This is a genomic window from Sphingobium fuliginis (assembly GCF_004152845.1).
GTDB lineage: Bacteria > Pseudomonadota > Alphaproteobacteria > Sphingomonadales > Sphingomonadaceae > Sphingobium > Sphingobium fuliginis.
Genome location: NZ_SEON01000001.1, coordinates 689,599 through 709,595, shown reverse-complemented (window position 1 = coordinate 709,595; position 19,997 = coordinate 689,599). Strand labels below are relative to the sequence as shown.

Sequence of the window (19,997 nt, the reverse complement as noted above, 5' to 3'; positions counted from 1 at the left end):
CGTGTTGGTTGCCGCCCGATGAGGGCGCCGCTGCTCATCTGCGCGCTGCTGCTGACGGCTTCGGCCTGGCCCGTTGCTGCGCAGGCGCCTGCCGATCCGCTGGCCTTCGTCGATCCCCTGATCGGCACCGGCCCGGAAGGCCACACTTTCCCCGGAGCCTCCGCGCCTTTCGGCATGGTCCAGCTTTCGCCCGATACCGATACGACCTGCCAGGTGCGCGACTGCTATGCCCATGCGGCGGGCTACAGCTATCATGATCCGACGATCCAGGGATTCAGCCACACCCATTTCTCCGGCGCGGGCCATTCCGATCTGGGCGACATATTGGTGATGCCGCAGACGGGCGCCGTCCGGCTCGATCCGGGCGATCCGAAACAGGCGGGCTCCGGCTATCGCCAGCGCTTCTCACACGACAGCGAGACGGCCAGGCCCGGCTATTATGCGGTGACGCTGGCCGATAGCGGCATCCGGGCGGAGCTGACAGCGGGCGAGCGGGTGGGCATCCACCGCTATGCCTTTCCGGCGGGGCGGGAGGCGCATCTGCTGATCGACCTGCGCTCCTCTCTTTACGATTATCCGGGCAAGATCCTCTGGTCCGGTCTGCACCTCCACCCGGACGGCACGCTGACGGGCTTTCGCGAGACGCGGGGATGGGCGGCAGGCCGCAAGCTGTTCTTTGCCATGCGTTTTTCCGCACCCCTGAAGGATCATGCCTTCATCGACCGGGACCAGGCGGTTCCCTATAAAGGCTTCCAGGCGCCGGGGCGGGGCAGCGACGCGCTGGCCGAGAAGCTGGGCAAGGCGCTGGAGGCAAGGCTCGACTTCGGCAGGCTCGATGGCCCGTTGGAGGTCCAGGTCGCGCTTTCAGGGGTGGACGAGGGCGGGGCCATCGCCAATCTCGATGCCGAAGGCGCCGGCTTCGACACCGTCCGGAGGAGGACCGAGGATGCATGGCGGCAGGCGCTCGGGCGGCTGGAGATGGATGCGCCGGAGCCGATGCTGAGGAATCTCTACACCGCGCTCTACCATACGCTGCTGGCGCCCAGCATCTGGAGCGACGTCGACGGCCGCTATCGGGGGCCGGACGATCAGGTTCATGCGGCGAAGGATTTCACCTTTCGCTCGACCTTCTCGCTCTGGGATACCTTCCGCGCTGAACATCCCCTGCTGACGCTGGTCCAGCCGGAAAGGACGACCTCCGACGTCGTCAACTCGCTGATCGCCAGCCGGGAACACAGCCCGCACGGCATATTGCCGGTCTGGCAGTTCGCCGGGCGGGAGACATGGACGATGATCGGCTATCATGCGGTGCCGGTGATCGCGGACGCCTATCTGAAGGGCTTCAGGGGATTTGATCCGGACAAGGCGCTGGCCGCCATGGTCGCTAGCGCGGATTACGCGCCCTATGGCGGGCTGGGCGACTATATGAAGCTGGGCTATGTGCCCATCGACCGGGAACCGGAGGCGGCGTCGAAGACGGTCGAATATGCCTATGACGATTGGGCGATCGGCCGCATGGCGCAGGCCATGGGGCGCGGCGATGTGGCGAAGCGCTTCCTCGCCCGGTCGTCCAGCTGGCGCAACGGCTTCGACGTCGGGAGCGGCTGGCTGCGGGCGCGCAAGGCCGATGGCAGCTTCCGCACGCCGTTCGATCCGGCCGCGATCAACTATGGTTCGGATTATACGGAGGGCAATGCCTGGCAATATAGCTGGTTCGTGCCGCAGGATCAGGCGGGGCTGTTCCGCTTGCTGGGCGGCGACGCCAGGGCGATCGCGAAGCTCGACGCCATGTTCGACTATGATGTGTCGAAGCTCGACTACAGCCATGCGGAGGATATTGCCGGGCTGATCGGGCAATATATCCATGGCAACGAACCCAGCCATCATGTCGCCTATCTCTATGCTTATGCGGGCGCGCCCTGGCGGACGCAGGCGCGGCTGAAGCAGATCGTCGAGAGCCAGTACAAGCCGACACCCGACGGACTGTCGGGCAATGACGATCTGGGGCAGATGTCGGCCTGGCTGCTGTTCACGGCGCTGGGCTTCTATCCCGTGACGCCGGGATCGAACCAATATGTCGTCGGTCGCCCCTTCGTCCGCCGCGCGGTATTGACGCTTCCCCACGGCAAGCGCTTCACGGTGGAGGCGGAAAATCTGTCCGCCGCCAATGTTTATGTGGGTGCGGTCGAACTAAACGGACGGCCGCTGCGGCGAAGCTGGATCGCGGACGGGGAGATCCGCGAGGGCGGGACGTTGCGCTTCACCATGCAGGCAAAGCCGAACCGGGACTGGGGGAGGGGAGCGGGAACCCGGCCCTATTCGCTTTCTACCGCGCCGGCTGAGCGGTGATGGGCGTGGCAAGGATTGAACTTGTGATGCCTGCGATGTCAAGGCAGCGGTAGGTGGTACTTTTATCGTTTGAAATCAGGCTTATAGAGAAAATTCTCGGCGCGCCTGCCCAGTATTTGCCTAACTCACCCACAGTTGAATTCCCTTCAGGTCTCAAAATATATTGGATGACTGCCTTGATCTCTCAGATAGTTGATGTTTGCATCGGTTGCTACCCTGGCCGATAGCTGGAAAATGCTTGCACGGTTTAAGCCATTTTCTTTCTCATGTCATCCCAGGATGCTGCGGTGCGGGCAGTCATCTTGACCGCATCATTAGCGGCGAGGGGTACGATCGCTCGGGCCGCATCCTTTATCCCCGGTTTTTGCAACGATCCGCGCGCATGACGGGCTTGCCAGTTCCCAAACCGCATCGATAATACAACTGCACTCATTGGCCCGGTGCCACTTCATCAGCTTCCCATCGATTTCGTCGAGCTGTTCATCCAAGTGCCGATATTCCATGACATGGGACGCGAAGAGTTCCCGCGCGAGTGCAGGGATGGCAAGATCGATGGCGATACGATCGAGTAATGACACGACCTTGCACATGCCCTTGTCAGACCTGCTGACGGTTCTGCGCTATGCTGACCGGTTGCAGATTGAGCAGGAAGTCCCCAGACTGAACAACCGATTAGCCCGCACTTTCATGGTGCTGGTGTTTTCAGCGATCTTGGGTCTTTTGTGTCAGCGGCTTGCCGATCAAGACGAGCGATCCTGCGGCGTCTATTTCACCGCGATTGTTTGATAGGCTTTCGGGTTGAAGGACGGGGCTTTGTGGTTCAGCGGCACGGCTGCGCGGGCTATGTCGTGGCGGCCTTGAGTCTGGTGGCGATGGTCCGGAACAAGGCGGCATCGGGACAGGCGGAAGCGAAGGCGACGCGGATGCGGCTGGCGCTTTCAATGACACGGGTAGCGACCTGGAGCAGGCGCAGGCGCAGGGTGGCGAACTCTGCCTTGGCGAGCGCTGCCGACTTGGGGATGGCCTGCTGGATGCGCCACATGAGCCAGTATGCTGCGGTGTGGAGGATCAACCGCATCTGGTTGCATTGGCCGACCGGCACGAGGTGCGGTCGCTGCTGAGCTGAGTTTTATGCTGTTTGATCAGGTTCTCGGCCTGGCCACGGGCGCAATAAAGGCTGTCGTAGATGTGCTTTGCTGAGCTTTCTGTCAGGGAAGTGACGACATAGCGGATGTCCATGCCGAGCGTGGTGGCTTCGATCCGGGCGACGAGGCGGCGCTGACTTTTCCAGCTTTTCGCCCCATAGCGGATTTCGGCATAGCAACGCAGGACCACCCGGTCCTGTTCGGCACGCTTGACGCGCAGGCATCGGCGGCAGCGACGATGTCGGGATTGGTGTGCAGGGCAGCGTTGGTGGGAAGGCCGAAGACATAGTCGATGCCATGCGCATCGCAGAGGGCCATGACCTCTGGCCGCCCATAATGCCCGTCACCGCGGATGGTGATGTGCGTTTTGGCCCAGTGCCTATGGATATGCCGGACAAGGCGGCGGATGTGTCCCGCAGCCTCCGCGTATGAGGGCGTCTCGCCGGTGCGCAACATGGCAACGAGTCGCCCCGTGGCGATGTCGTAGACGTGGGTCGGCATGAAACAGCGCTCGCCGTGGTGGCTATTCCAGAACGACAGCTGCTGATAGCCGTGCACCACGTCGCAGGTATCATCGATATCCAGTGTCACCGCCGTGGGCACCTCCGGGTAGCTGGCACAATAAATCCCGATCATCGCGGCCATCATCCGCGCCAGTTTCCGCGTGGTCGGCGCATTCTCCCACCGGTTCATCGTTGGTTGGCTTGCCAGGCCCGCGCCCGAACCGGGCAGCTTGCCCAGCGCCAGACGAAAGTCTGGATCGTCGCGCAAGGCGTCGAGATCATCGGCACCCTCGTAGCCGCAGGCAATTGCCAGGACCCGCGCCCGCAGGATTTCATCGACCCTGTGGATCACATGGGAAGGATCGCGCGGATCGGCAATGCAGGCGGCAAGCTCTCGGCAAATCCCCATCGTGCGCTCGGCTTGAGCCAACAGCAAAACCCCGCCGTCCGAGGTCAACTGCCCGCCGTCGAAGGCAGCGTGACCTTCTTGCGATGGATCGCTGGAAACGAGATCAGAGGCGCGCTATCGATGTTCTCGGTGGGGGTGGCCGGTGGCATTTTCTGTCCTGTGCAGGCAATGGCTTCGACACCCAATTTCCTATTCCACAACAGAGCCTTGCGCTACTCCCGCCAACCCTTCAGCCTTATTCTGGTGAATAACAGAGGTTAGAGGCAACGATGCTTAAAAAGGACGGAAAGTGACGCGGAAGCGGATTTTATTCTATCTAGAACCCGTCACATACGTTGATAGTCCCCTTCGCCTTGGCGGTTGGTGGAGCTTTTGTTCCACCTTCGCTGCGCACTCCGGCGCCGCTATGGAGAGTGCTGTCGCTGCTTCGCCTTTTATTTGCGCGCTAGGATCGTCATATTTCGCGGAAATATATTCGATTGTACAAGTAGGACTGCTACAAGGCTGCTCATTTGACCGAGCCGCATACAGCCGCGATCTGTGCTTCGGAACAGATTATCGAAATACAGCGCTGTTAGATGAGCTAAATAGAATCAAAGCAGCCTTCTGTCCCGATATCGTTATAGCGGTGACCGACAACCGATATCTGAAGAAGGTCTTCGGAACCGGGAATGTCTTCTTCATGGAACTTGGTCCGCTTCCTAGGACTGGGTTGCATACGGCAATTTACTTTGATCCATATGGGCACCAGATTGGCAGCGCGCTTGATTGGTTTGCGCGGAACCGTTGGGCATATCCCCAGCTCGATGATTTCACCCACATTTGGCATCGCAAATGGGTCGATCCGATTTACGAAGCCGCTCAGGCTAAGGGCATTACGTCATGGTTCGATGACATGAGCGCAAGGCGTGGCCCGGCGTCGCTGCTTGTCGCGCTTCAACCGAGAGACTGGATAACATACGAGGGCATTGGTCCCTTGGTCGACCCGATCTCGCTGTTGCGGTCGCTAGCATGCGATGTTGGCAATGGATGGACAATTCTACCCCAATGGCACGGATCTGACTCACCTCCCTCGGAATCCCTGGTTGCCGAGTTGGAAGCAGATCAGTCTAACATTGCCATGCCGCCGGAACACCTCCGGGTCGCGCAATCCGAGATGTTTTTGCCCTTGGTCAGAGGCGTTGCTACTATATCATCAAATGTTGCCGCGCTGGGCGCTATCATGGGCAAGGAACTCCTTTCGCTAGGTAAATCGAAATTCCATCAGATCGCACTGCGGGCGGCGCCCAACGAGCCAAGGCCAGACATCCTTGCTTTTCTGTCTAGCCGATACTGCCTCAGGCTTGATGATGTGCTTAATATTGAGGGACATTTTGCGGATCATATTTTGAGGCTTCACCACAGCCCTACATACCTGTTTGATCATACTGGCTCTGATGTTAGCAAGCTAGAACGGTTTTTCCTTTAGTAGACTTCATCATTGAAGAAATCTGGCATTCTTGATCGGCTTCGACTTGAGCGGTTTGCCAGCGGATATCCGCGACGCATTGCCCCGCTTCACTTCAGAAGAATGCGCCAATTATTTTACCGACACAGGATATAAGCCAGAGTGATCGGATTCTGCTCTAGCCCAGCGCGAAGGCCTCTACGCCATGCGAGTTACCATGCTGGCGGCCCCACCGCATCAGCTGAAATCGAACGTCTCATCCCTCTTTTCTGTATTTCAATGAAAAATACAAATCATTGATCCTATCTGCACTCCAATGGATTACTCAATTATAGTATATTATAAAATATCATAATAAATTTATTTTAAATGATCAGTTGATTTCACGGTATAAAGCAGCTGTTTTTTTAACGCATTCCTGCCAATTAAGTCGCTTCGCTAGCGTAAGGCCTGAGACAATCACTTGTCTACGCCATGCCTCATCCTCCATTCCCTCGGATATCGCGTCTTGGAAGGTGTCGTAGTCTTCTACATTAACGCTCATCGCGACTCCGCCGGATACTTCGGGCAGGCACGAACGGTTGGAAACGAGAACAGGGACTCTGCTTGCCATTGCCTCTAGGACAGGAAGGCCGAACCCTTCGTACAGAGAAGGATATAGGAACAGTGAGCAGCACCTGTAGATCGCTCGCAGGGCCGGATCCGATACGAAGCCGAGGAATTTCACCGCACCGGTTGCCGCCGCATCATCAAATAGTTTGTGCAGGTCGGAATTTTTCCATCCCGTAGCACCAACAATCACCAAGATGGCGTCGGACTTGGTGCTGGAGCGATATTTCAGAAACGCCCTAACCGCATGGTCCAACCCCTTACGCGGTTCGATCGTAGCGACGCACAGGCAATATCGTGTGTTAGACAAACCATATTCGGCGATGAGCGCGCGGTCGCTGTGTTCATCGCTGAGGTTAAAGAATTCTTCGGAGACGCCTAGAGGAATGGCCGTAACCCGCTGCGGGGACACTCCAAACATCTCAATTAGTTCATCCTTGATGAATAGGGTGTCGGTGATGATGTGTCGCGCATGGTCGATCGAACGGGAGAACTCCTTTTCGAATTGCCTGATCCGTTCCGCAGGATGAGTTTCGGGAAACCGGAAGACAGATAGATCATGAACCGTCACAACGGCGTTCTCTGCTTGGATAGGAAAGAAAAAATTTGGGCCATGGTACAGGCGCTGCGAAAATTCGCGTTTGTGAAACCAGGCATGTAGCTTGCGCGGCAATATCCGGCGAGGGGTAGGGCGACTCTTCGGCCGTACGAATTGCTCAGCGTTATCGTGCCAAGCGTTATCGCGAAAGAGTTTTACGTTTTCCACCTCCGCAATTTGCGGCAGTCGAGATGCCAACTCCCAAGTATAGCGACCTATACCGGTAAGTTGGGGAGAAAGGGCCTCCGCACCCAGAGCAATGCGCATAACTCACTTACCAATCTGTCGTGTCGGAAGATATGTCCGCCCAGTCATTACCGAGTGGAGTTCTGTACGCTGATGGCTGGATAGACGAGCGAGCCAATTATATTCACGAACTTCTGGATGTCGGCGAGCGGCGCATTGGAGACGTAGATCACATCCTTGTTTTTAATCAGAAACGATTGGGCAAGAAAGAACGCCTCGGGATCGCGCAGCTTGACGCGGAAGATCACGGGAACCTTGTCGTCGGGCGTCGTGCGTACATTGTGATCGTCAGCCAGTCCGAGTGCGGCCTTGTCCTCTAAACGGAAGATAAAGACGCCTTGTGCATTTGCCCGAGTGTCATCCAGCCCACCGATCCGGCCGAGGGCTTGTGCCAAGGTGAGACCGGTGCCTTCGAAGTCGATTTCGCTGTTGCGCCCGATCGCACCAAGTGCCGTGAAGCTGTAAGGTTGAAATAATGCGGTCACGACATCATTGGAACGAAGCATGATGTTCTGGCGCGGATCAGTAATGATGGTTGCCAGCGGTAGCGTTTCTACGATGTTGTCGCGGGTGACCTGGATCGTCGTCTTTCCTACCGGCTGGCGTGCGCCGCCAGCTGCCGCGATGGCGTCGAGCAACCGTTCGCGCTTAGCAGTAAGAGGTAAGCGCAGGTTGTGCACGACCTCGCCTACGACAGTAACATTGGTAGCTGCATTATCGGCGATCTTGACCATGACCTGCGGCTCATGCGCCTTGCCACGAAGTCGGGCTACAATATCGGCGGCGATCTGCTGAGTGTTGCGCCCAGCTGCCTGAACGCTACCGACGAAAGGCACGTTGATTTGACCATCGGCGCCTACGGTCTGCCCCGGCAGACCCGTCTGGCGCGCGATGCGGCTGGGATCGACCGTTCGTGCATTGCTTGCAGTCGTAATATCGCTACTGCCAGCACCGAACAGGGTCGCGGGTGGGGCTTCCCAAATAGTGATCTCGATCTGGTCGCCCTTACCGACCAGAATGTCCCCGTCGGAGGGTTCAGCGAATACCTCGGAGAAGAGCGCGGTATGCTGATTGGCGGCTATCTGGCGGGTCAGCCCATCAGTCAAATCCATGATCTTGATGCCAGCGCTGTCGATAGGCTGGCCGTCGGCACGAGTGATCGCCTTCGAGGAGGGACCTGCGCCGCTTATCGCGGTACAACCGGATGTTAGAGCAGCCGAGGTCAGCATTCCAAGCCTGAGGAGATTTTTGACTGTGGAAAGCAGCGGAGAACTGCCGGGTCTGATCATCTGAAAGCCTTCTTGCCTTTTTTGGACCAAGGGTCGCTGCGGTTCGGTGCGATACAACCGAGCACACCGAAAGTCATCTGCCAATCGCGAGGTTTCTTCGACTGTCCGATGTTGCATGTGTGGACAGCCCCGGAAAACGCTCATTTCCTCTTTCGTTTGATCCAGCCGCTGTGGTCGGTGCAAGGAGGTCCACACCAGATTCATGATTCGTTCATGCTGTCCACACCGAATTTGCGGGAGAACTTTTTTCGGAGAATTGAAGCACCCACGACAGGTGTTGCAAACACCGGAAATGTCGGGCAAAGCGCCGCAGTTTGCAACAATCGGCAAATTTGGCTCGACCCCGGTCAGGCTGTTCAGCCGTCACATAATAGCGCAGCGCACCAATGGTGCCCTGCCCGGAAGGAACAATGCGCGATTTGTCTGCTGTTCGATTGAAGAAAATCGACCCAATCTTCCTGATTACGGTTGCTATCCCGACGATTGTGGCGGTTTTGTATTTTGGACTTATCGCATCCGAGGTCTATGTTTCGGAATCCCGATTCGTTATCCGCAGCCCCGATAAGCAGACCTCCTCTGCTCTAGGAGCTCTGCTCAAGGCGCCAGGGGTTTCTGTTGCTGGCGATGAGATTTATGCCGTACAGGAGTATGTGGAATCGCGTGATGCGCTCAAGGCGCTAAATCGCGACGGTTTCGTGGATCGCATGATCGCTGGACCAGGGTTGGATCGGTTCGAGCGGTTCTATTCCTTCGGAAGCCAGAATACCTTCGAAGGCAAGTACCGCTTCTTTCGACGCCGGGTAGACGTTAAGAACGAGACGGCCTCGTCGATCGGTATCCTGAAGGTCCGCGCCTACAATTCCAAGGACGCGTTTACTATGAACAAGCGTTTGCTGGATTTGGGCGAGGCGTTGGTCAATCGTCTCAACAATCGTAGCCGTGAAGATCTTATCCGTTTCTCCCAGGCAGAGGTGGCCGATGCGCGCAAGGAAGCGGAACGAACCGCGCTGGCCTTGGCTGCCTTTCGAAATCGCAGCGGCCTTGTCGATCCCGAACAGCAAGCGGGTATTCAACTGCAACTCATCTCGAAGCTGCAAGACGAGTTGATTTCGGCGAAGACCCAGTTGCTTCAGCTGCGTGCCTATACGCCCGACAATCCGCAGATTCCGGTGCTCAAGACCCGCATCGACGGGCTTATCACAGAGATTGAACGTGAGACCGCCAAGATTACTGGCAGTGGCGGCTCCCTAGCCAGCGCCAGCGTCGAGTATCAGCGCCTCATCCTCGAAAGTAAATTTGCCGATAGGCAGCTAGCGAGCGCCATGACCTCGCTGGAAAGCGCGCGTAGCGACGCTCGGCGCAAACAGGTCTACCTCGAGCGGATCGTTGAGCCCAACGTGCCCGACGAGGCGGTAGAGCCCAAGCGCCTGCGAAACATCTTCTCCACGTTGGCACTCGGTCTCGTTGCTTGGGGTGTGCTGTCAATGCTTCTAGCCGGTTTGCGCGAGCACCGAGACTGATCGCCAATGGCTGCGAACAACTCCACAACCTCGCTCTGGCGCTCCTGGCGGTTACAGCGTCGAGTGATCTTCGCATTGCTGATGCGCGAGACGCTGACGCGGTTCGGACGCCATAATATCGGTTTCCTTTGGATGTTCGCGGAACCGATGATGTTCACGCTGGGCATCACTGCGCTATGGAGCATAATGGGTGCGAAGCACGGCTCAGACCTGCCGATCACCGTTTTTGCGCTAAGTGGTTACTCCTCCGTTTTGCTGTGGCGTAACATGCCCTCGCGCGCAATCTCGTCTATCCAGCCCAATCTGGCGCTGATGTATCATCGTAACGTTAAGCTTATTGACATCTTCATCGCCCGCCTTCTGCTGGAAGCTGCTGGTGCAACGATGTCCTTCTTCCTGCTCAGCCTAATCTTCATTTACATCGGTTGGGTGGACCCGCCTGAGGACATCCTCAAGGTCATTGCTGCCTGGGCGCTCCTGGCGTGGTTTGGCATGGCTCTTGCCATTCTGCTGGGAGCTTTGTCGGAACACTATGAGCTGGTCGAAAAGTTCTGGCATCCAACAGCTTATTTGCTGTTCCCACTGTCGGGAGCGGGTTTCCTGCTGGAGATTGTCCCGGAAGGCCCGCGTAATCTGCTGCTCTATCTGCCTATGCTCAATTGCGTGGAATATCTGCGTGACGGCTATTTCGGTTCTCTGTTCACCGCGCACTACAGCGTCTCTTACGTTATCGCCTGCAACAGCGTCCTCACGCTGCTGAGCCTTGCCAAGTTGCGACAAGTCAGCCGTACGGTAGTTCCCAAATGATAACCATCCGCGACGTCTCTAAAAGCTATCATACCCGTAGCGGACTGAAAGTAGTGTTGCGCGATGTCAATTTCGACGTCCACCCTGGTGAAAAACTTGGCATCCTAGGCCGCAACGGTGCCGGCAAATCCACGATTATTCGCCTCCTCAGCGGTGTGGAGAATCCTACTCGCGGGCACATCCACCGGCAAATGTCGGTATCTTGGCCACTGGCGTTTGGCGGCGCTTTCCAGACGTCGCTTACTGGCCTCGATAACTTGCGATTTATTTGCCGGGTCTACGGCGTTGATCCTGAATCGAAAGTACCGTTTGTGGAGGAATTCTCCGAACTCGGCCGCTATCTGCGCGAGCCAGTCGGCAGCTATTCGTCAGGCATGCTGGCACGTCTGGCCTTCGCAATTTCGATGACCATTGAATTCGATTGTTTTCTCATTGATGAGATCATCGCAGTTGGCGATCAGCGCTTCCATGACAAATGTCACGTTGAATTGTTCGAGCGTCGTGCTGATAGAGCAATGATCTTCGTATCGCACGACATCAATTATATCCAGGCACATTGCCAACGGGCGGCTGTTCTCAGCGATGCGAACCTGACGATGTTCGATAACGTCCCAGAAGCCTATGAATTCTACCTCGCGCAGTGAGGTAGCCGCGATGATGCTATCACCTTTCGATGGCTTGCTGAACGGGCACGAGGCCGTGCCGGAAGGGCCGCTTCGCGAACTTTCAACGCGTCAATTGCTAGTCGATGTCTCCGTCATAGTACGTAACGACTCCCAGACAGGAATTCAGCGTGTCGTGCGTGCGCTGTTGAGCGCGCTGCTGGACGCGGACCTCGCAGGCTATGTAGTGCGGCCAGTCTTCGCAACGCGCAAAGACAGCTATGCTTACGTGGATTGGGATGCTTCTCTTCTATTGGGAAGATCCCCTCCGGTTGTGATGCCATCCGGCTCGGTGGAAGCCGGGGAAGGGGACATCTTTCTGGGTCTGGATCTTGCAGCGAACATCCTACCGCGCCATCGACGGCAGATCACGCGATGGCGGCGGAATGGCTGCCTCATTGCTACAGTGATGTACGATCTGCTGCCGGAGCAACGCCCGGACTGGTTCAATCCAAAAACACGACGCAACTACCGGCGCTGGCTGAGGGTTGTCACACGGCGGAGCGACCGGATCATCTGCATCTCGCAGGATGTCGCGCAAAAGCTTGCAGCCTGGGTTGCAGCGCGACCATGGCGCGGTAACGCTCGACTGCAAATCGATTATATGCGCCTTGGAAGTGACATCAGCAGCTCCGCGCCCACGACGGGATTGCCCGCTGATGCCGTACCGCTGCTCACCGAATTTGCCAAGCGGCGTACACTGCTTGTGGTCGGTACTATTGAGCCGCGCAAGGGCCATGCATGTCTGCTGCCCGCCTTCAATCTGCTTTGGCAAGAGCGCTCATACGATGACCTGTCGTTGGTCTTCGTTGGCCGTGTAGGTTGGCGGACCGAGGCTCTGCAGGCGCAAATTCGCGCGCATCCAGAAGCTGGGCGACGGTTCTTCTGGTTCGACAACGCCAGCGACGAATTCCTCAGCCATCTCTATGCCCTAGCACATGGCGTGATCGTTCCCTCTCTGGCCGAAGGCTTTGGCCTGCCACTGGTAGAGGCGCTGGCGCACGGTGTTCCCGTGCTGGCACGAGACTTGCCGGTCTTTCGCGCAATGAATCTTGCAAAGGTGACCTACTTTTCGCAAGATGCTGCTCCGGCCTTAGCCGGCTCCATCAGAGGATGGCTGGATCATGGCGCCATCGCTACATCGGAGCGTGAAAATCCGATTCCGACTTGGAAGGATTCCTTCATAGACATCTTATCTTGCTTATCGATTAAGGAACGCGAGGTCCCGCATAAAGAGGGAATTTTGGAATAGTATGAAGAAAGCTATTATTACGGGCATTACTGGTCAAGATGGTGCTTATCTTGCGCAGTTTCTTCTGTCCAAAGGCTATAAGGTTTATGGAACGTATCGACGGTCCAGTTCGGTCAATTTCTGGCGGATTGAGGAATTGGGAATTCAAGACGATCCCAACCTTGAGCTTCTTCAGTATGACCTGACAGATCTTGGCGCGAATCTACATCTAGTCCAGACCGTGGAGCCGGATGAGATCTACAACCTTGCGGCGCAGAGCTTCGTTGGGGTCAGCTTCGAACAGCCGACTACGACCGCGAAGATCACGGGCATCGGCTGTCTCAATTTGCTCGAGGCTATCCGGCTTACCAATCGTAAGGTGCGTTTCTATCAAGCGAGCACCTCGGAAATGTTCGGTAAGGTACAGGCTGTCCCTCAAGCAGAGGATACGCCTTTCTATCCGCGTAGCCCTTATGGTGTAGCCAAGCTCTATGCGCACTGGATAACGGTTAACTATCGGGAAAGCTACGATATTTTCGGCGCCAGCGGTATCCTGTTTAACCACGAGAGCCCGTTGCGCGGTCGCGAGTTCGTGACGCGCAAGATCACTGACAGCGTTGCCAAGATCAAGCTGGGTAAGCTGCCGTACCTGAGCCTTGGAAACCTCGACGCCCAGCGCGACTGGGGATATGCAAAAGAATATATTGAAGGCATGTGGATGATGCTCCAAGCTGACCAGCCCGACACCTTTGTGCTGGCGACCAACCGTACCGAGACCGTTCGGGACTTCGTGCGTATGACGTTCAAGGCAGCGGACATGGAGATTGAGTTCCGCGGGCAGGGCCTCGATGAGGTTGCGATTGACACGGCCACCGGTAATCACGTGATGCAGATCGACGAGAAATTCTACCGTCCGGCCGAGGTCGACCTGCTGATCGGTTCAGCTGAAAAGGCTAAGCGTGTGCTGGGCTGGGAAGCCAAGACTACGCTTGAACAGATGTGCAAAATGATGGTCGATGCTGATCTCGCCCGTAACATGCGAGGCTTTTCCTTCTAATCTGCTGGGCCACCGTTACAGTGGCCCAGCATACTGTGTCGATCGCTGATGAACGTATCGACGATGGTGTTGATGGATTCCCTAGATGGCGAAGTGGATGGTTAATGTGGGTGACGTTGGGCTGGACAGACTCCTTGCTAAGGACGGCACGGAATTCGTGAAGGCTTGCTATCGGCTGATTCTCAATCGGGAAGCAGACGAGGGGGGGCTGCTGCATCACCTTGATCTTCTTGCTAAGGGAAGGTCCAAGCTTACTATGCTGATCCAGTTTGCGGAAAGCGATGAGTGCAAGTCTAAGGGGCTGCATCACTCTGCCCTAGTGAATGCTGCACGTCATCGCAAATCCTCCGCATTTAGGATGTTCAAGGGGCTGTTCAAGAGCGGTTCACGGTTGCCCGTTCCAGTTATAATCGCGGATAATGCTACGTCATCTCAGTCCGTCGCGATGATTGCAGGAACTGTGCCCGCGCCGTCCCCATCCTCCAATCCTTATCAAATCGTCCCAGTAACGGCCGAGAAGTGGGCGATGCAGGTCCGTGCGGTTCGTCCCGAAGGCGGGCAGCGGTTCCGCAGTTTCTGGTTCGATCTCACTACGTCGCTTCAATGGACTTCGGGGGTCGTTGGGATCATCCGTGCCGAACTCGAGATGGCGTGCAATCTCAAAAAAATATACCCTGCCTTGCGCTTCTCAATGCAAGCGAACCATGGCTTTGCAGAGATCGACGAAAGCCAACTGCGATGGCTCCTTCAGGCTGAGAATGTCGCCGAAGCCTATATGGAATTTTTTGGCCGCAAGGGCGGTGAAGCGCATAAAGTGCAGGTGGAAATTCCCGATACTGACGCTTTCTTTCACCCTTATGGAGAGAATGACCTAATTTTCTCAATGGGCTGGAAAGATTCTCAGAAGGAACGCCTGTTCTCGACGCTCAAGGAGCAGTTGCCTAATGTCGCACTGGGGTATCTTGTCTATGACATTATCATGCTTCGTCCTGAAACGGAGCATTTCTATGCGAAAAGCGATCGAGACGAGTTTGAGAAATACCTAAAATGGATTTCATACAATTGTGATTTCCTGCTATTCGGTGGAGAGAATACCAAGCGGGACGTTGAGGCTTGGCAGCGTAAGCGCAAGTGGCCGACGTTGCCCGGACGCGCGATCCGCTTCGGGTCCGATATAGTCGAGGTTGCGGGCAGAGCGGATGATGTCACCGTGCTTTCAGAGATGGGCGTCACCAAGCCATTCATGCTGGCCGTTGGCACTGCCGAGCCGCGCAAGAACTATAACACGCTCTACCGTGCGTATCTGCTGGCCCAGGATATTTCTCCGGTCCCACTCCCACAATTAGTGATATGCGGCCAAAACGGGCATCGCATCCACAATCTCAACGATCAAATGGCTCGAGATCCGCGGGTGAAGGATCGTATCCTGCGGCGCACTCCGAGCGATGACCAGCTATCGGCGCTGTACCGCAATTGCCTGTTTACGTTGCTCCCCAGTTTCTACGAAGGCTGGAGCCTGACACTTCCCGAAAGCTTTGCCTATGGAAAGCTGTGTCTGTGCGCGGATACGCCACCGCTGCGTGAAACTGGCGCTGACTTGGCTGAGTTCATCGATCCGATCGACATCATGGCTTGGGCACGTGCTATTATCGACTACGCCCAAAATCATCAAAAGCTGGCTGCGAGCGAACAGAGTATTGCAACCCAGTGGCAGATGACGACTTGGTCTGATGCAGCGGGCTTAGCTTACCATAATCTGGTTGAGCTTTATGATGAGCATCTCTCAGGCAGCCGTGCTCGCAAGCCTCCGGTGATATGGATGGATCTCACGCTGAGCTACCTCAATTGGAATAGTTCGCTCACGGGTGTCACCCGGGTGGAATTGATGTACGCCAAGACTCTTCGCGAGATCGCGCCTTCGACGCGGTTCTTCGCATCGGACAACGGACATTTCTTCGAGATCGACCCGTCCTATTTAGCATGGATGGACGAGAGCAAGGATCTCAGTCAATCCTACAACCATTTCAATAACTTCTGGAATCAACACGAGCGGGAAGGGAAGTCATTCCGTAGCCCGCTGCGCAATATCCCTGACCCGCGCCAGAGTCCGGCTTATCTTGAAGCCTTCCCTGCAGGGTCGATCGCATTCTTCTCAGGCATTGATTTCGGTTTCTACGACAAGAGCGGTAAGCCCCAATTGACTTATACGCACTTGGTTAATGGCCTCCGCCCCAAGGAGGGCAACACGCTGCTTGCCCACTTCATGCACGATTTCACCCCATCCGACTGGCCGCAAATCCACAAGTCCGAGACGGTCGACGGGTACGAGCCGTTCTGCGACTTTGTCTCGAACAATTTTGACTACCTCGCCTATGGTGGCTTCACCGCGCAGCGCGATGGCGAAGCACTACAGAAACGGCGCGGATGGAAAATGCCCAAGGGCGATGCGGTAATGCTCGGCTTCGACATTACGCCCAACATGTCGGCCAATCTGCAACACGACCATTCTTATCTCAATGGAATAGGCATCAATTCGGATTTCGTGCTGGCGGTCGGCACGCTGGAACCGCGCAAGAACCATGAGACGCTCTATCGCGCTTACCTGCTGATGCAGCAGCGCGAGATGTTGAAGAAGCCCCTCCAGATGGTCTTCGTAGGCAAACCAGGCTGGAACAACGACGATTTTCTTACCACGCTGGCTTCGGACAATCGGGTCAAGGGCAAGATTATCACTGTCAACCCGAGCGACGAAGGGCTGGATACTCTTTACCGCCATTCGCGCTTCACGCTGCTTCCAAGCTTCTATGAGGGGTGGAGCCTGCCACTGCCGGAAAGTCTGTCCTACGGCAAATTCTGCTTGGCATCGGACACGCCTCCGCTGCGTGAGCGGGGTGGGGACTTCGTGGAATTTATCCACCCGCTCGATGCAGCAGCCTGGGCTGAACGGATCGCGTTCTATGCCAACCATCCGGATAAGCTGATTTCCTGGGAAGAGCGGATCAAAAGCGAATGGCACCCAGTTTCTTGGGAGGAAGCGACTGAAATGCTAAAGGACAAGCTCTACGCGGCTTACGACTCCCTGTTTAGCGGATCGGTCAAAGCGACTTCGGACGTGACGACATAAGGCAGAGAGGAAATCCCGGATTATGGCGCGTATTCTTCTCACTGGGGCTACTGGATTCTTAGGGAAACACCTGTTCCGGCATTTTGAGAAAATGGGACATGAGGTGTTCGGAACTGCCAACCGGGCGCAGGTCGATGCTCCGATCTTCTATTGCGATATCCGTGACCAGCTCGCAGTCGAGGATATTTTCCATAGGGTGCAACCGGAAATCGTGATACATTGCGCAGCGATTTCCAGTGTTACTTCGTCGGCCGCTCAGGACTACTACAGGGTCAATACGGTTGGCACCGAGAACATGATTCACGCTACGTTGGCTTTGCCTCATCAGGCGCGGTTCATGTTCATTAGCACGGCCGGCGTCTATGGAAATCAGGACACTGACCTCCTTCACGAAGCACTATGCCCAAAACCGGTGCACCACTATGGGATGAGTAAGTTTTGCGCCGAGCGGGTTCTGATGAACCATGCTGAGCGTATCAATTATACGATTATTCGTCCCTTCAACATCATTGGTGAGTCGCAGTCGGGCGAGTTTATAATGCCCAAACTTGTTAACGCTTTTCATGACCGTTTGCCTGACGTTTATCTTGGAAACATCAACGTATTTCGCGATTACATTGATATTTATGATGCATGCAATCTGATTGCAAAACTAACATTTAATCCGGCAGCGATCGGGGAGGTTTGCAATTTGTGCACTGGACGCCCCGTTTCCATACAGGAACTTCTCGGCATATTGACTGAGATAACCGGACACGAGATTGGTGTGCAGGTCAATCCAGCTTTAGTTCGTAAGAATGAGGTATGGCGTCTGCTCGGCGATGTGGTCAAACTGGAAGCACTTACACAGGGGCCGATTAACGGGCTTAGGCTGGAGGATTCCTTGCGTCGCATGCTCGCGGCCAAGGCTAACGTTTAGGAGTCATCATGCGTCTTTCCATTATCGCCAATTGCCAGAAGGACAGCCTGGCGACTTGCATTGCCGCGCTCAATCATGGCTTCGAGATCGACCACTACATGATCCATGAGGTCATGGCGAATCCTACACAATTGCGCGCCATTCTGGAAAATAGCGCCTTCATCTTCTCCCACTTGCAGCTACGCTCCATGGTGCCCGCAGAGCTGGCACACAAGGTTACTTATTTCCCGAACATCACCTTCTCTGCCTATCATCCAGACCTCACTTTCGTACGTGGGCGGAATTTAGGAGGCGACATCGAAACGTTATTGGGGCCGCTCTATATTTACAATTCGGCTTTGGCGGTGTTCGGCTATCGCGAGGGTATTCCGCTCGACGAAATTGTGACCTTTTACAATGCCGACGTTTATGCCCGGCTTGGCTATTTCGACCAATGGCAGGACTCGCGCCGACAATTGCTGAGCGAGGGCGACGCCTGCCAGATGCCACTTGGTGGGCTGCTAGAAAAGTGGAGCCGTGGCAAGGCGTTTATGTACTCGAGCAATCACCCAACGCTTGCCGTGATGGAAGACATCGCCCGTGAGTTGCTCCAGCGCGTCGGCATGTTCTACTTTGCCGAAAGCAAGCACGAATATCTCGTTGACCCGCTCAAGGCTCAGCCAATCTGGCCCATCTATCCGGAAATCGCCGAGAGGCTTGGCTTGCGCGGCAGCACCGCATTCAAGATAAATGATCCTCACGGTACGCTAGAATTACGCGATTTCGTGCGCGCTTCTTATGATACTTTCGCAAATTACGATCGCGAGACATTGGAGTCCCTCAACGTTGACATCAGCGGGTTTGCCGAGAAGCTGGGCCTGCGCAGTTCGGCCCCGAAAGTTCCGGCCGTTGGCAATCCTTATGCAGGGGCCGACAAGGTGCAGTTCTGGAAAAATTCGGTAGCTAGGCCGCAGCCCGAGGATATGGACCCGGTCGTTGGTCCAAAATTCCTGATTATGCCGCAGGACAAGGTCGCCACTGCAGGAAGTTGTTTCGCACAGCACATCGCCCGCACCCTAAAGGCAAGCGGTTTCTATTATTACGTACCGGAATCTCCGCCCATCGGGATGGAGGAGGAGGAAGCCAAGGCGTGCAATTATGGCGTTTTTAGCGCCCGCTTTGGCAACATCTACACAGTGCGCCAGCTGCTCCAGCTCATCGAGCGGGTAGAGGGCGCTTATTGTCCCGAAGAGGCTGCATGGCTGGCCAAAGAGGGACATGGCCTTGTCGATCCGTACCGACCGCAGATAGAGCCAAACGGTTATGCTGATGAGCAGGCTCTGCATGCTTCGCGTGATGTGCACTATAAAGCCGTCCGCACCATGTTGCGTGAAATGGACATTTTCGTCTTTACCCTTGGGTTGACCGAGGGTTGGCGGTCACGCAGTGATGGCGCCGTCTTCCCACTTGCCCCCGGTGTTGCGGGCGGAATAATGGACGAGACCCGGTACGAATTTATTAACTTTGACGTGGATTCTATCCGGCAGGATCTGCACGAGGTGATCGCCCACTTGAAGCGTCTCAACCCGGCCTGCCGTATCATATTGACTGTTTCGCCGGTGCCGCTCATCGCTACGTTTGAACATCGTCATGCACTGGTGTCGACAACCTATAGTAAGGCGGTGCTGCGTGTCGTGGCGGATGAGATGTGGCGCAAATACGATCACGTCGATTATTTCCCATCGTATGAGATCATTACCGGATCGTACAGCAGGGGCGCCTATTTCGCAGACGATCTGCGTGAGGTACGCGAGGAGGGCGTTGCCCACGTCATGCGCACGTTCATGCGCCACTATGCCCAGACCAACGAAGTGCCGGCGCAGCTCAGCTCTGAGCGGGAAGAGAGAGCGGAAGGGAAACAGAGCCAGGCTTCGCGCAGCGCCTTGTTCGATATTGTCTGCGATGAGGAAGCCATCGCAAAATTCTGACAGTGAAACCTTTCTCGGGCGCCCTCGTCATCGATGCCATGAACCTGAAAAACGTTCTTCGCGATATCCAGTCCGATCGTGGTAATCTCCATGTGGGCGGCTCCTTCCTTCTGAT

General features: G+C 56.0%; 14 protein-coding genes and 1 pseudogene. 11 read left to right on the top strand and 4 right to left on the bottom strand.

The window, feature by feature from the left end; genetic code table 11:
• Positions 1-18: 18 nt before the first annotated feature.
• Positions 19-2,349, top strand: coding sequence for a GH92 family glycosyl hydrolase (locus EWH10_RS03600; protein WP_065846368.1), 2,331 nt, complete (start codon positions 19-21; stop codon positions 2,347-2,349).
• Between the two features lie 314 nt (positions 2,350-2,663).
• Here EWH10_RS03600 and EWH10_RS21865 read toward each other — a convergent pair whose 3' ends face one another.
• On the bottom strand, positions 2,664-2,939 hold the full coding sequence (locus tag EWH10_RS21865) for a hypothetical protein (RefSeq protein ID WP_188453281.1): 276 nt from the start codon (positions 2,937-2,939) through the stop codon (positions 2,664-2,666).
• Between the two features lie 4 nt (positions 2,940-2,943).
• Between EWH10_RS21865 and EWH10_RS03590 the strand changes: the two genes are divergently transcribed.
• A complete protein-coding gene (locus EWH10_RS03590; protein WP_130029825.1) occupies positions 2,944-3,135 on the top strand; it encodes a hypothetical protein in 192 nt (63 codons plus the stop codon).
• A gap of 55 nt (positions 3,136-3,190) precedes the next feature.
• Here the strand turns inward: EWH10_RS03590 and EWH10_RS03585 are convergent.
• Positions 3,191-4,555 (bottom strand): annotated as a pseudogene (locus EWH10_RS03585) (IS1380 family transposase).
• Positions 4,556-4,812: 257 nt separating this feature from the next.
• Between EWH10_RS03585 and EWH10_RS03580 the strand changes: the two are divergent.
• On the top strand, positions 4,813-5,874 hold the full coding sequence (locus EWH10_RS03580; protein ID WP_130029824.1) for a hypothetical protein: 1,062 nt from the start codon (positions 4,813-4,815) through the stop codon (positions 5,872-5,874).
• Positions 5,875-6,226: 352 nt separating this feature from the next.
• Here the strand turns inward: EWH10_RS03580 and EWH10_RS03575 are convergent, their stop codons facing one another.
• Positions 6,227-7,327, bottom strand: a complete 1,101-nt coding sequence (locus tag EWH10_RS03575; protein ID WP_130029823.1) for a glycosyltransferase family 4 protein — start codon at positions 7,325-7,327, stop codon at positions 6,227-6,229.
• 47 nt (positions 7,328-7,374) lie between these two features.
• A complete protein-coding gene (locus EWH10_RS03570) occupies positions 7,375-8,595 on the bottom strand; it encodes a polysaccharide biosynthesis/export family protein (protein WP_229742349.1) in 1,221 nt (406 codons plus the stop codon).
• Between the two features lie 410 nt (positions 8,596-9,005).
• Here EWH10_RS03570 and EWH10_RS03565 point away from each other — a divergent pair, with 410 nt between their 5' ends.
• The 8 genes from EWH10_RS03565 (at position 9,006) to EWH10_RS03530 (ending at position 19,882) form a co-directional block, all read left to right on the top strand.
• On the top strand, positions 9,006-10,115 hold the full coding sequence (locus tag EWH10_RS03565) for a KpsE/RkpR family capsule polysaccharide export protein (protein ID WP_188453282.1): 1,110 nt from the start codon (positions 9,006-9,008) through the stop codon (positions 10,113-10,115).
• A gap of 6 nt (positions 10,116-10,121) precedes the next feature.
• Complete coding sequence (locus EWH10_RS03560) at positions 10,122-10,922, top strand: ABC transporter permease (protein WP_130029821.1); 801 nt, start codon at positions 10,122-10,124, stop codon at positions 10,920-10,922.
• Positions 10,919-11,566 (top strand): ABC transporter ATP-binding protein, encoded by a 648-nt coding sequence (locus tag EWH10_RS03555; protein WP_130029820.1) that lies wholly within the window; start codon positions 10,919-10,921, stop codon positions 11,564-11,566. Before EWH10_RS03560 ends, EWH10_RS03555 begins: the two co-directional genes overlap by 4 nt.
• Positions 11,567-11,576: 10 nt before the next feature.
• Entirely contained in the window at positions 11,577-12,836 is a 1,260-nt protein-coding gene (locus tag EWH10_RS03550; protein WP_165363312.1) for a glycosyltransferase family 4 protein, read from the top strand.
• Between the two features lies 1 nt (position 12,837).
• On the top strand, positions 12,838-13,872 hold the full coding sequence (gmd, locus tag EWH10_RS03545) for a GDP-mannose 4,6-dehydratase (protein ID WP_130029818.1): 1,035 nt from the start codon (positions 12,838-12,840) through the stop codon (positions 13,870-13,872).
• Between the two features lie 85 nt (positions 13,873-13,957).
• Positions 13,958-16,996 carry a glycosyltransferase gene (locus EWH10_RS03540; protein ID WP_130029817.1) on the top strand — a complete coding sequence of 1,013 codons (3,039 nt, stop codon included), beginning with the start codon at positions 13,958-13,960 and terminating at the stop codon, positions 16,994-16,996.
• Positions 16,997-17,018: 22 nt separating this feature from the next.
• On the top strand, positions 17,019-17,915 hold the full coding sequence (locus tag EWH10_RS03535) for an NAD-dependent epimerase/dehydratase family protein (RefSeq protein WP_130029816.1): 897 nt from the start codon (positions 17,019-17,021) through the stop codon (positions 17,913-17,915).
• 8 nt (positions 17,916-17,923) lie between these two features.
• Positions 17,924-19,882, top strand: a complete 1,959-nt coding sequence (locus EWH10_RS03530; RefSeq protein WP_130029815.1) for a GSCFA domain-containing protein — start codon at positions 17,924-17,926, stop codon at positions 19,880-19,882.
• Positions 19,883-19,997: the final 115 nt, after the last annotated feature.

Bases quoted from the DNA above. Each gene is read 5' to 3' on its own strand.
- EWH10_RS03600 (WP_065846368.1), top strand. From the start codon at position 19: ATGAGGGCGCCGCTGCTCATCTGCGCGCTGCTGCTGACGGCTTCGGCC.
- EWH10_RS21865 (WP_188453281.1), bottom strand. From the start codon at position 2,939: ATGTGCAAGGTCGTGTCATTACTCGATCGTATCGCCATCGATCTTGCC.
- EWH10_RS03580 (WP_130029824.1), top strand. From the start codon at position 4,813: ATGGAGAGTGCTGTCGCTGCTTCGCCTTTTATTTGCGCGCTAGGATCG.
- EWH10_RS03575 (WP_130029823.1), bottom strand. From the start codon at position 7,327: ATGCGCATTGCTCTGGGTGCGGAGGCCCTTTCTCCCCAACTTACCGGT.
- EWH10_RS03570 (WP_229742349.1), bottom strand. From the start codon at position 8,595: ATGATCAGACCCGGCAGTTCTCCGCTGCTTTCCACAGTCAAAAATCTC.
- EWH10_RS03565 (WP_188453282.1), top strand. From the start codon at position 9,006: ATGCGCGATTTGTCTGCTGTTCGATTGAAGAAAATCGACCCAATCTTC.
- EWH10_RS03560 (WP_130029821.1), top strand. From the start codon at position 10,122: ATGGCTGCGAACAACTCCACAACCTCGCTCTGGCGCTCCTGGCGGTTA.
- EWH10_RS03555 (WP_130029820.1), top strand. From the start codon at position 10,919: ATGATAACCATCCGCGACGTCTCTAAAAGCTATCATACCCGTAGCGGA.
- EWH10_RS03550 (WP_165363312.1), top strand. From the start codon at position 11,577: ATGATGCTATCACCTTTCGATGGCTTGCTGAACGGGCACGAGGCCGTG.
- gmd (WP_130029818.1), top strand. From the start codon at position 12,838: ATGAAGAAAGCTATTATTACGGGCATTACTGGTCAAGATGGTGCTTAT.
- EWH10_RS03540 (WP_130029817.1), top strand. From the start codon at position 13,958: ATGGCGAAGTGGATGGTTAATGTGGGTGACGTTGGGCTGGACAGACTC.
- EWH10_RS03535 (WP_130029816.1), top strand. From the start codon at position 17,019: ATGGCGCGTATTCTTCTCACTGGGGCTACTGGATTCTTAGGGAAACAC.
- EWH10_RS03530 (WP_130029815.1), top strand. From the start codon at position 17,924: ATGCGTCTTTCCATTATCGCCAATTGCCAGAAGGACAGCCTGGCGACT.